The sequence below is a fragment of the Streptomyces sp. NPDC015125 genome (genome assembly GCF_043080045.1).
GTDB lineage: Bacteria > Actinomycetota > Actinomycetes > Streptomycetales > Streptomycetaceae > Streptomyces.
Genome location: NZ_JBIBVF010000002.1, coordinates 794,970 through 807,597, shown reverse-complemented (window position 1 = coordinate 807,597; position 12,628 = coordinate 794,970). Strand labels below are relative to the sequence as shown.

Genomic DNA, 12,628 nt, shown 5'->3' with positions numbered 1-12,628 from the left:
TTCGCAGGGCTGCCCGCAGGGGGCTGCGCGCGGCTCACACGGTCTCCCGCACGGATCCGAGCGCGGACCGCAGCGCCGCGACGCACTCGGTCAGCGCCCGGCCGGCCAGGAAGCCGATGCGGCCGCCGAGCAGTTCCTCGTACGAGCCGCTGTCGGTGTCCCAGGTGATGCACAGGTGCAGGAGGCTGCCGCCGTCGGCGGCGGGCGTGACCGTCGCCTCGCGGCAGAGGGTGCGCCACAGCCACCCGGCCTCGGCGCTCAGCCGGACACCCTGGGCGGTGGTCTCCGTACGGTCGGCCCAGACCACGGTGTCCGCACCGAGCCGTCCGGCGAACTCCGCGTCGTACCCCTTCGGCCCGGTGTCGGCCGTGGCGAAGGGATCCAGGATGCGGGGCCGGGCGTGCAGGATTTCCAGCACCTCGTGGACCGGGTGCGGCAGCGACACGGTGCGGGTGAGCGGGGACAGTTCGGTGCCGGAGCCGTCGGCACGTCCCTCGTCGGCAGCACGTAGATGCGCGTCGGCCTCCGCCAGGAGGGTGTCGAGGACCGACAGGCAGTGGTCGAGCTCGTCCACGGTGATGACCATGGGGGGTTGGACCCGCAGCACCCTCGGGTTGTACAGCGAATACGTGGACGTGATGCCCTCTTCCAGCAGCCGTCCCAGGACGAGACCGGCCAGGGCCTGGTCGTGGAATTCCAGGCCGTGCATCATGCCCACACCGCGGTGCGCGGCGACCACGCCGGGGTGCCGCCCCGCAGCCGCGGCCAGCCGCTGCCCGATCGTCCGCGCCCTTTCCCGCACTCCGTCGAGGAAAAGGGGGTCCGAGGCGATGGCGACACTCTCCAGACCGACCCGGCACGACAGCGGGTTGCCGCCCAGACTCGACCCGAATGTCGAGGGCAGTTCCCGCAGCACTCCCCACACCTCCTCGGTGCCCAGCACCGCCGAGACGGGCAGCACACCGCCACCGAACGCCTTGCCCACGCACACCAGGTCGGGGACGATGCCGAACTGCTCGTGAGCGAAGAAGGTCCCGCACCGTCCGAAGGCCGTCTGCATCTCGTCGAGGATGAGGAGGGCCCCTGCCTCGGTGCACAGCCTGCGCACCTCCCGCAGGTAGTCGGGCGGCGGCACGATCACCCCGGCCTCCGCCTGTACGGGTTCCAGCAGAACCGCGCCGACCGAGTCGTCCAGCGCGGCGGCGAGCTCGGCCGTGTCACCGAAGGTCACCTGCCGGAAGTGCTCCATGAACGGGGCGAGATGCGCGCGGTGTTCGGGGCGGTCGGAGGCACTGAGGGTGGCGAAGGTCTTGCCGTGGAAGCAGCCGCGGGCGCTGATGACACCGGGGCGGCCGGTCGCGGCGCGGGCCAGTTTCAGCGCGTTGTCGATCGTCTCCCCGCCGCCGTTGGCCAGGTACGAGTACGGCAGACGCTGCCCGGTGAGCTGCGCGAGCCGCTCGGAGAGCCGTATCTGCACCTCCTCGAACATGATCTTGGTGCTGTTGAGCACCCCGGTGTCGAGCTGTTCCCGTACGGCCGCGACGATCCGCGGATGGGAGTAGCCGAAGGACTGGTTGCCGTACTGGTCGAACATCGCGAGGAACGACCGTCCCTCGTCGTCGCTGACGCGGCTGCCCTCCCCCCTGTCCTGGACCTTGCAGCCCATGACGAACGCCATCTTGGCGTAGGTGGGGTGGTTGTGTGCCGCCTTCAGTTCAGCCAGCCGCTGGCGTCGAGTGCGCATATACGGCCTCCTTCGGATCGGCGGACGTGTAGGTGTCGTAGTCGCCGAAGAAGTACTGCAGCAGCCGATTGCCGCGGTGTACGTCATCGCGCGCCGCCTGTGCGGCTCCGGACACGTCCAGGGTCGCCACCAGGCTGAGCGGCGCGCCCTGGAAGCGTTCGTCCGCGTACGGCTTGCCGAGCGCCACGAAGCCGATGTCCTGGTAGAAGCTGCGCAGGCCGCCCGAGTCGTCGACGAAGAAGTCGCCGATGATGTGCGTCGCCCCGTGCGTACGGACGCTGTGGACCAGCGCCTGGCGCATGAGCGCCATGCCGATCTCCTGGTGCCGAAGCTTCGGCAGGGTCATCAGGTGGCCGAACTCCACCAGTCGGTTTCCCGGCCGCAGCAGGGAAAGGTCGACGGTGTCGTCGCAGGGCAGCCCCGACGGTGAGTCCGGAACGACCTTGACGGTGCCCACCGGCGCGCCGTCGAGGTAGCCGACGATGTATTCGGCCGTCCCGTCGAAGCGGTCGAAGGTGGCTGCCGTGTCGGCCGTGTCGGCGAGCCGGCCCTGGTCCTGCACGTAGACGGCGTCGCGCAGCAGGATCACATCGGCTCGCTCGGCCTCGGTCCGGGCTATTCGATAAGTAACATCCACGACCTTCACCCCTTTGAGATCACTTGCGGAGCAGCTTCACGAAAAAGTCGAGATATCCGCTGTGGAAATAGCGGATCCGGTCTCGGACTTCGGTGTGGAGAGCGGGCAGTCGCTCGATCGGAAGATTCGGCATCAAGTGGTGCTCGACGTGGTAGTTGTTGCCGTTGGTGAACCACATGGCGATCCGGTTGGAACGTATCGTCCGTGTATTGGCGAACGGGTCCCGATTGAGGGTCTCGCACCGGTAGTGCTCGGGCAGTTCGATGACCGCGTGCACCGGAGCGGCGACGAGCAGAAGCGGCAGCAGCCACACCCAGACGATGACGGCATACCCCGTCCACCAGGTCAGTGCGCCCAATCCGGCAATGCCGGCCGCCGCAAGAAAATGGTCCCGCCGGATCCTGCGGGATACCAGGGCGTTCTCATCGGGGAAATCCCGGCCCAGCAGCGAGCGGCCGAGATTCGCGACGAAGAACACGTAGTGGTGGGCCATGGAGAAACGAACGGCCCAGTCGAGACCGATGGCCAGTCGCGACCGGTCCCCTTTGGCGCCGTACTGGTCGCCGTAGTCGAAGAACTCACGGTTCATCGGGGTTCCCAGATCGCGGTGGTGGCGCATGTGGGTGGCCCGGTAGGCGGCGAAGGAGATGAGCATCGGCAGCCCGAGGACGATGCCGGCGACGGTATTCGCCCGTCGGCTGCGATAGGCCAGATTGTGCAGCGTCTCGTGTTGGAGCTCCGCGGCGTGCGCGAACATGGCGCCGGTCAGGGCCACTCCGACGATCCGGCACCAGAGCACCGGCTGCAGCGCCACTGCGACACCCGCCCCGGTGAGGACGGCGCACAGGGTCAGTTTGAGAGAGAACACCCAGCCCCGGGGCTGGGTGCGCAGGTGTTTCAGCGTTGCTTTGAGATCAACGGCCTCCTGCTGCCGGGATGAACGGGGGACTACCGTCTCGCCTGCGGACGTGTCCACGCTCCTGCCTCCTTTCCGATCACGACGCAAGGTGTGCAGAGCTGAAGGCACGTGCGGGCAGGGTGTGTTCGTGGCACACCGCCCTCGACCTGGCCCGGTCCGGATCTGGCCAGGCCTGGTTCGCCGTTCGGCTCTGCTCGGGTCGGGGCGTGGTCAGCCCGTCGACGCACGGGACCGCTCGGGCCCGGGGCACAGCGCGTGGAGCGGCGTGTGCGGACCGGCCTTTTCGATCGCGTCGAACATGGACAGCAGCCCCGCCAGATGCGCCTCGGTCTCCGGCACGCTGTAGAGGTCGGGGTGGGTGTCGAGGATGAGTTCCATGGTCCCGTCGGACGCGATCTGGATCAGGTACAGCGTCATGTCGACGGTGAGGGGGATCGAAACCGTGTGCTGGATCGCCGGGACTCCCGCGAAGTCCAGCCGGTGGTCGAACAGCATGACGTTGACCATTGCGGCCCACAGCCGTCCGCTGCCGCCCCGTTCGGTGATCTCCCGCGACAATTCGGCGGTGGGATAGCGCGAGTGCAACAGAAGTTCACGCACTTCGCGCGAGACGCGTTGTGCGTGACCGGCGAGGGAGGATCCGTCGTCAAAGGGGACCCGCAGCGGCATGATGTTCGTCGCCATGCCGACGGCGTTGCGCACCTGCGGACTCAGCCGGCCGGCTGTCGGAAGCCCGAGGAGCACTTCGGGCGCCTGGACCGTGCTGCCCACGTACGCGGCCATCACACTGATGGCCAGATCGGACCAGGTCACGCCCAGGCCGTCCGCCACCTCCCCCAGGCGGGCGACCCGGTCGGGCGCCAGCTCGTGCCGAAGCCGCCGGCTTGCGGCGACTTGGGCCCGGCGACGGGACGGCCCGACGGGCTCCGGGCGGTCCGCCAGTTTGCTGTGCCAGTGTGCTTGATCTGCGAGGAAACGTTTCCCCTGCCGATACGCGGCCTCGTTCTCCCGCAGCCGCTCGAAGGGCTGGAGCATCCCCTTCTCGTCACTCCGCCCCTCCGACAGGGCGCTGTAGACGGCCGCCATGCGGTTGAAGATCAGCGCGAGGCTCCAGCCGTCGACGACGGCGTGGTGGACCTTCCAGTACAGCAGGAAACGGTCGTCCGCCGTTTTGATAACGGCAGCACCGCACAGCCTCAGCGGATCCACCGGCCGGTGGACGTCCTCCGCCATCCACGCCGCAGCCGCCGCAGCCGGATCGCTCCGTGCACTCAGGTCGACCCATTGCAAGGGAGTAGGGTCCGGGTGCACGAATTGGCGGTGCTCGCCTTCCACCGTGATGATCTCCAGACGCAGCGCGTCGGCTTCGCGCTCGACCTGCAGATGCGCGGCACGCAGGAGATCGGGGTCCACACGGCCGCGGATTTCCAAGTAGTCACAGATGAAGAAGACGGGGTCGGTGAGGTCGCCGATCTGTGCATTCCAGGTTCTTAACTGTGCTGGGAGCAGCGGAAAGTGTCCCCCGTGAGGTGCGTGCACCGTGCGTCCCTTCTCTGATGTGAGACAAACCGAAATATTCAGAAGCGAGTGCGGAGAAATTGGCTGGATACACTCGTCATTGGTCATGCTCGGTAGCCGACCGGCAGGAGAGAAGAGATCACCGGCATGGAAGTCATGCCGGCGACCACGGCTGATAGTCGGTGCCGATAAACGCTGTGAACAGTCCGAATGTCGACCATCTTGCGGCCCGAAAATGATGTTCATCAGTCGACCGGGGAGACGCTACACGCGCAGCCAGATGGCCTCAAGGATCAATGATCAGCCGAGATTGTGATCAAGACAGGCTGCGATACGGCTCAATTTGCTCACCACGCACCCGGGGGATGCGGAAGATCCGCTGGTCACGGGAACGCCGTTGCCAGATTGGCCAGAGTGAACGGTGTGGTCCAACCTGCCTCGTGTGACCGGTGGTCAGGACGTCCCGCCCACCCAGGGGCAGCTGACGGCCGGGGGGAGACGGCTGGTAGCAGCGGTGGGAGCGGGACCGGTGGCGTCCAGCGGGGGACTTCGTCACCAGCTCACCGGCCGGCGATGAGCTGGCCAGTTCCGTCAGGGCCATCTTGACAGTGGATCCGGAGGCGCGGCGCGAGCGCGAGTGGGCCGCAGTCAAGGACACCTGCTGGGCATGACCGCGCTGATCACAGCCAGCTGTTCGAGGTTCCCCCGAGACACGGACGGAGCGGAGGAAGAGGACTGAGGTCGGATGGTCCTGATGAGAGGAACTCTGACCATGGCCGCACAGCGGATGTCTTCCTGACAGTCTTCAGGCCGCCCTTGTCCGGAAGGCCGACGGACCCACCACGGCCGTCGAGACGATGTGCCCCTGCTGCGGTCAGGAAAGGGGCCGGCAGAGCAGGGCATCGGGGCTGCCCCGGTGTCCGGGGCGGCTGGTGTGGGCGATACCTGCCGCATAGGAGTCGGAGGGGCACTGGCCTTTGTAGTGGCCGTAGGCGAAGTCGCCGCCGGGGTCACCGGGCGGGCGGTGGTCACCGCGGTCGAACCAGAGGGCTTGCCCTGCTGTGCCCAGGGAGGTGCGGGCGGGCATGCACAGTGCGGCGGAGACCGTCTCCCCGCGCAGGCTGTATCCGGTGAGGAAGTGATCGGTGGGGCACTGCAGTTTGCGGTAGCCGGGTGCCCAGTCACCACCGGCAGGGACGTACCGCTCGTCGCGTACGACCTCGGGTGTGCTGCCGGGGGCGCGCAGATCCCGGGCCGCGGGGGCGTCGGTGCACAGGCCGCGGCCTTGGGTGTGGCTGATGCCGATCAGCCGTTCTCCGTCGGGGCAGGCTGCTTTGCGGGCTCCGCCGTCCCAGTCGCCCAGGGCTCGGGTGCTCAGGGACTGGATGACATCACGGTGGTCGAGGGCGAGTTGGTGCCAGGCCGGGATCGGTGGCACAGGGCCGGTCCGTTGTGGTGCCGTCAGCAGCCGGTTCCACGCCGTTGTACGCCAGTCGTTGCCGTCCAGGATTCCGCTGCGGCGCCCGGCGCCGTCGTAACGCAGCATGGCCCAGCTGTCCCCGGCAGGGCGACCCTGGGCGTCGGTGCTCCAGCCGACGAGCGGCCAGTAGGCGAAATCCGTGTCGTTGGCGGCGAGGACATCCGTCAGGTTGGCGAACCAGGCGCGGGCCGCGGTGCCCGACTCGTCCGAACCGATGCCGAATTCACTGATCCACAAGGGTGCGGTGAAATGCTGTCCGGACTCGGCGGAGACGAAGAACGCCTGATCGTGCAGTACGGCGCGCAGCTGGTCGCGGGTCAGGTCCTGATAGCGGGGGTCGCTGGTCTCCCCCACGCCGGTGGCGCCGCTGTGGTGCGGGCCGGTGTAGCCGTAGAAGTGGGCCGAGTAGACGAGTTTCCCGGAGCGGACGAGGGTGTGCGAGAGCGTACGGACCGGGGTGAGGGTGGGGCGGCCGTGCGGCAGACCGTCCACCGGCAGCCCGGTCCAGTTGATGCCTTCGATAATGAGGAGAAGCCGGGGGTTGGCCTCGGTCTGGATCCGGTCTGCCGCTTCCTGAGCGGCCGCCTGCCAGTCGTGTTGGTCGCCCAGGCCCCAGTTGGGATCGTCCCAGATGTCACGGCGCACTTCGTTGTAGAGGTCAGCTCCCACGACACGGCTGTTGTCCTGGTAGCGGCGGGCCAGGAAGACCCAGTCGTCGGCCCATTGACGAGTGCTCTGGTGGCTGTTCCAGCGCTCGTTGCCGTCGAGGCCGCAGCACCATCGGGTGGTGTTCGTGTGGTTGTTGAGGATGACGGCGAAGCCGTCCGCGGTCAGTGCCGCGACCACGGCGTCAAAGATCTGCAGCGGTGTTCTGCCGCGTAGCTGCGGGTTGGCGGCGACCGCGGCATCCGGCACCGGGGCGTCGGAGTGGATCATCTCGTTGGAGAACGGCAGCCGGATGCTGTTGAGGCCCAGGGCGCGGAAGTCGTGCAGCAGCGAGGCGATACCCACGCGGTCGAGGCCGAGCGGTATGCCGTGGGAGTTCTGACCGCTGTGGTGTGCGGCGTCGTCGTTGATGTCGCCCGAACCGTTCCACGAGCCCTGCGCGCCGTCCCAGTTGCCCGACTTCAGCCGGAACCGCTTGCCCTCGGCGTCGACGATATAGCGGCCTCTGGTGGACAGCGGTGCCGTCCAGGTGGCGGCGGGTGTGTGCTCGACTGACGCCGCGGCGGGTGTGCGCCCGGCCGACGCCGCAGCGGGTGTGCGCCCGGCCGACGCGCCGGCAGCGGAAGCGTCCGGCCCGACAGGGGCAGCGGCCGCGCCGGGGGCACCGCTGCCCGTGAGGGCGAGAGCGAGGCACAGCGCCACGGCACCGCATGCCGAGCCTAAGAGAGGCTGCACGTCATCCGCCTGCTTCGTCGGGGGCGCCCGTCGGGGGTGCCCGTCGGGCAGCCCCGCGGCAGGCGCACCGCCGGCGGGGCACCGACAAACTACCGACGAGTGCCCGGCGGGGCCATACCTCTGCGGCCGTTTTCGGCCCGGCCACCCGGCGGCCCGGCGGCCCGGCCGCCGTCGACGGCGGCACCACCACACCGCGTCTGCCCGTCAGCGCTCAGGGCTCAGGGCCAGCGCTCAGGGCTCGGGACTCAGGGCCGGGGCCGGGGCCGGGGCCTGCGAAGGTGTCGTCCAGGAGCGGAGCACCGCGGCCACATCCTCGACGTCGGCGGCGGTCCAGGCGCGGGCGATATAGCCGTCCGGACGGATCAGCGCGGCGGACAGCCCCGACCATGGCAGGGCCCGGGCAACCTCGACTCGGGCCGAGTGAAGTCAGCGGGAGCTTGCGGCTGCGGAGCGTGGCCGTCTCGGCATCGAGGCCGGCCTGGAGTCCTTCGACTTCCCTGAGCCGGTCGTTGGCGCGGGCGGCACGGTGACCGCGGTGTGAGAGGGTCCCCCGTCCGAAAACGGACGTCCAGCACGAGAGCGCCGATGTCATGGCGAGGCGGGGCACCCCAGCGAGCGCCGTAGGACCTGATCCGGACCACGGCGACGCTAATGGGCACGGCCTCTCCTGCTATGGGGAGAGGGGGCCCTCACGAGTCGGGGGCCCCGTTCCCGTGCGCCGCATCGCCGCCAGCGGACTGCGGGCGCGGACTGCGGACTGCGGACTGCGGACTGCGGACTGCGGACTGCGGACTGCGGATCTCACTACAGCAGGTGGATACGACATGACGTCGTCCGACCCGTCGAAGCGTCTCAGCCTCAGCCTCGGGCTCGGGCTCGGGCTCGGGCTCGGGCTCGGGCTCGTGACAGACCTCTCCACTACCGGACCGCCCGGAGACAACAGCGGACGGAGAGAAGGAAGGGCCGGGGCAGCACACCGGTCGCACCGGCCCACCGCGCGTCATCGGGGCACCACCGGGACGCTACCGGGGCGCCACAGAGGGGGCGGACCCTACCGATGGGCAATGGGTGTGCCCAGTTCCGGGCCCGTTCAAGTTCTGGTCACGCACACCGCCCAGGATCTGGAATGAGACATTCCGCTTGGTGACACCGCTGTGGTCAGGCACACCACCGGCCACGGCACGGAGGGCCTCATGGCCGGTATTGAAACCCACATCCCCACCAACCGTCGTCACTTCCTCCTCAGCTCCGGTGCCGCCGTCGCCGGAGCCGGTGCCGCATGGGCACTGCCGAGCCGGCACAGCAGCAGCGGGGCCCCGGGCACCGCACACGCACAGCCCCTCACCCGTACGTCGCCGGCCCGCCCCGGTGGGCGACGCGCGGCCCCGTTCGGGACCACCACCCTCGACACCACGGCCCGCCTGGTCGGCAGCGGCGGCTACCGCCGGATCACCTCAGGTCCCGGATGGCCCCTGGTCGTCCGGGGTGAGCTCGCCTCCGCCGCGGCCGGGCGCCAGGACCGGCGGACCCCCCTGGCGTGCTTCGTCCAGTTCACCGACCTTCATGTGGCCGACGTCCAGAGCCCCTTGCGTACCGAGTACCTGCGCGCCGGATCGCCGGGATCGTGGCGGTCGCAGGAGGCACTGTCGGTGGCCGGTGCGGTGTCGCTGGTGGAGCAGGCCAACGCGGTCCGCAGTGGACCGCACACCGGTCGGCCGCCGGCCTTCGTCATGTCCACGGGTGACAACATCGACAACCACTCCATGGTGGAGCTGGAGTGGTTCCTGACCCTCATGAGCGGTGGCCGCATCACACCCAACACCGGCGACCCGGCGTCGTACGAGGGCGTACAGAATTCCGGCCTCTCGCTGTACTGGCACCCGGACAACAGCCTGCGCGACCAGGACAAGAGACGCGGCCTGCCGTCGATACCCGGCTATCTCGAAGCCGCGATGCGCCCGGTCGTCAGTCCCGGCCTGCGGCTTCCCTGGTACTCGACACCCGGCAACCACGACGATCTGCCGGGTGGCTGTCTGGCCCCGCAGGACCCCGTGCTGACGGACTACGTCACCGGGGCGCGCAAGCTGTTCTCCGTACCGGATGCCGATGTGGCCGCCTTCCGCAAGGTGATGGACAGCGGCGACGACCCCAAGAGCACCGTGCTCAAGGACATCCTCCGCCATAACGCCGCCGGTGCACGCACCGTGACCGCCGACGAGCGCCGCCGGATGTTCACACCCCACGACTACCTGCGGGCACATCTGAACCCGGCCTTCGCCGGAGCGGGGCCGGTCGGGCACGGCTACACCGACAACCACCTCGACGGTGACCGGATGTACTACTCCTTCACCATCGCCGAGGGTGTCATCGGCATCAGCATCGACACCACCTACCGCAGCGGCCACTTCGAAGGGTCGCTGGGCACCGAGCAACTGCGGTGGCTGGAGCAGACCTTGGCCGCTCACAGTTCCCGCCATTACGACGCGGACGGACGGCTGGTGCGCAACACCGGTGCCGATGACGCGCACGTCCTGGTGTTCAGCCATCACCACAGCCCGAGCATGACCCGGCGCCCCGACGCCGCCCGCTCGGAGGAGAAGCGGCACGACGGCGAAGAGGTCATCGCCTTGCTGAGCCGGTTCCCGAACGTGGTGGCATGGATCAACGGTCACAGCCACATCAACCACATCACGCCGCATGCCCATCCGACGGCCGCCCGCTCCTTCTGGGAGGTCAACACCGCCTCGCATGTGGACTATCCACAGCACGCACGGCTCATCGAACTCGTGGACAACCACGACGGGACGCTGTCCCTGTTCACCACCCTCATCGAATCCGCCGCCCCGCACCACACGGACTTCGACGACCTTTCAGCGGTCGGCCTCGCCTCGCTCTACCGCGAGCTGTCCTACAACGCTCCCGGCCTCGCCGCGGGCCTTACCGACGGCGTCCACGAGAAAATGGCGGGCACCGCGGCGGACCGCAACACCGAACTCCTCGTCCGCCGGGCGTGAGACGGGAGCCACTGCGGGCCGGCCTCCACCGGTCCATACCGGCCCACACCGACCCCACCGACCCCACCGATCCTGCCGATTGCCTCGCGGCCCCCACCAGCCCCACCAGCCCCACCGGCCCCACCGGCCCTGCCGATCCCGCCCGTTCGCCCTTATCCGCGGCGTTCCGACGGCACGGGCAGCGGGCCCGCCGCGCAGGCCACGTCATGGTCCGGAGCGGCTCCGTCGAGGAGATAGGCGTTCACGATGCCGTCCACGCACGCATTGCCGTTCTGGTACTGACCATGATCGCCGCCGCCCGTCACCGTGACCAGCCGTGAACCGCGCAGCGCACGGTGTGCCGCGCGGGCGCCCTCGTAGTAAGTGGCAGGGTCGTGAACCGAGTTGAGCATCAGCGTGGTGGGCAGGCCCCGGCCGGTGACCCGGACCCGTGGCGCGTCGGAGACCGGCCAGGCCGCGCAGGTCGCCGCGTAGGCCAGCTCGCGCGCTCCGACGAGCGGGTGAGCGGCGGTGTCCTTGGCGCTGCGGTCGAGCCAGTAGCCCAGGTCACGACGCCATGGGGTGTCGTTGCAGAGCACCGAAAAGTACACGGCGGCGAATCCCGGGGACAGATAGCTCGTGAAGAGCTTGGCGACCCGTGCGCGCTCGGCCGGGGTGGTGGACGGCCAGTGGTCGAGGGCCCCGAGCGCGGCCGCCAGCCGCGGGAACTGCCGCGCGTTGTACATGCTCTGAATCGTGGCGTTGTCGAGCTGGTTGGGCCCGATCGTCAGCGTGCCGACGGTGAGGGGACGCTCGCGGAGTGCGCGACGGCGCGCCTCCCATCTCGCCTTGGCGTCGGCCGCCGTGCGTCCGTAGTGGTAGATCGTGTCATAGCGTGTGATCCAGGGCAGGAAGTCCTGCTCGAAGCGTCGCTGGAAGCTCTTCGGCAGGCCGCCTTGGGCGTTCTGCCACGTGCCGCTGAAGTCCTCGTTGCTGTCCAGTACCGCGCGCTCGATACGCTGCGGGAATTCCGTCGCGTAGTAGGCACCGAGCCAGGTGGCGTACGAGGGGCCGTAATAGGAGATCTTGCGCACGCCCAGCAGGGCGCGGAACAGGTCCATGTCGCGCACGGCTTGGCCGGTGGTCAGCCAGGGGACCAGATCGCCGCTGTGCCGCAGGCAGCCGGCGACGAGCTGCCGCGACCGGGCCAGGACACCGCGGAGGGCCGCGGGCGAGCGATCGCGGAAGTCGTGGGCATAGAAGTCCCGGAACTCGGCGTCGGTCTGGCATTGCGCGGGCGTGCTGCGGCCGACGCCGCGCTGGTCGAAGCCGACCACGTCGTACGCGGCCCCCACCGCGGGCGAGCGCGCGACGAAGTCCGCGGGCCGGGCAAGTCCCGAAGCCCCGGGCCCGCCCGCCGCCATCATCAGCACCCCTCGCCGCCGGGCGGGGCCGGCCGCACGGTGCCGGGACACCTCGACGGTGAGGTCGGCCCCGGTTCCCGGACGGTGCCAGTCACGCGGCACGGTCATGCTCGCGCACTCCAGTGCGGGTTTCGCCACTGAGGGTTTCGCCACGCACGGCTGCCAGTGCAGCCGCTGGTGGGCGTAGCGCGCCGGTACCGGCGGCCCCGGCCGGTCCGCCGCCCGGGCCGGTGGCGCGGTGGGCAGCACCGCCGATATCAGCGCGGCGGCCACCGTTCCGGACAGGCCGGCCACCGGCCACCAGGGTTTTCTGAACGCGGACATCGATCCTCCCGTCGGCGCGCAGGGTGCGCTGCCATGAAAGGGATCTTCGCGGGGCAGGGGCCCGGTTTCGATCACACTGGTGCCCGTTTCCGGGGTGGCACCAGGACCACCCCCGATGGGCCGGGCCCCCGCGGCGCCTCCGCCGGCTTCCGCCGGGTGGCCGTCCTGGAGCGCTGTGCGGAGCGGCA

General features: G+C 69.4%; 7 protein-coding genes. 1 reads left to right on the top strand and 6 read right to left on the bottom strand.

Going from position 1 to position 12,628, the window contains the following annotated elements:
- Positions 1-34 precede the first annotated feature (34 nt).
- The 5 genes from ACF088_RS09080 to ACF088_RS09060 form a co-directional block, all read right to left on the bottom strand.
- Positions 35-1,744, bottom strand: a complete 1,710-nt coding sequence (locus ACF088_RS09080; protein WP_392374740.1) for an aspartate aminotransferase family protein — start codon at positions 1,742-1,744, stop codon at positions 35-37.
- On the bottom strand, positions 1,716-2,381 hold the full coding sequence (locus ACF088_RS09075; protein ID WP_392374739.1) for a GNAT family N-acetyltransferase: 666 nt from the start codon (positions 2,379-2,381) through the stop codon (positions 1,716-1,718). The genes ACF088_RS09080 and ACF088_RS09075 overlap by 29 nt, the downstream gene beginning before the upstream one ends.
- A gap of 19 nt (positions 2,382-2,400) precedes the next feature.
- Positions 2,401-3,357 carry a fatty acid desaturase family protein gene (locus ACF088_RS09070; protein ID WP_392374738.1) on the bottom strand — a complete coding sequence of 319 codons (957 nt, stop codon included), beginning with the start codon at positions 3,355-3,357 and terminating at the stop codon, positions 2,401-2,403.
- 153 nt (positions 3,358-3,510) lie between these two features.
- Positions 3,511-4,926, bottom strand: a complete 1,416-nt coding sequence (locus tag ACF088_RS09065) for a condensation domain-containing protein (RefSeq protein WP_392374737.1) — start codon at positions 4,924-4,926, stop codon at positions 3,511-3,513.
- 766 nt (positions 4,927-5,692) lie between these two features.
- Entirely contained in the window at positions 5,693-7,699 is a 2,007-nt protein-coding gene (locus tag ACF088_RS09060; protein WP_392374736.1) for a glycoside hydrolase family 5 protein, read from the bottom strand.
- Between the two features lie 1,193 nt (positions 7,700-8,892).
- On the opposite strand from ACF088_RS09060, the gene ACF088_RS09055 reads away from it, so the two are divergent.
- Positions 8,893-10,713, top strand: a complete 1,821-nt coding sequence (locus ACF088_RS09055; protein ID WP_392374735.1) for a TIGR03767 family metallophosphoesterase — start codon at positions 8,893-8,895, stop codon at positions 10,711-10,713.
- 152 nt (positions 10,714-10,865) lie between these two features.
- Here ACF088_RS09055 and ACF088_RS09050 read toward each other — a convergent pair whose 3' ends face one another.
- On the bottom strand, positions 10,866-12,440 hold the full coding sequence (locus ACF088_RS09050) for an alpha/beta hydrolase (protein ID WP_392374734.1): 1,575 nt from the start codon (positions 12,438-12,440) through the stop codon (positions 10,866-10,868).
- Between the last annotated feature and the right edge of the window lie 188 nt (positions 12,441-12,628).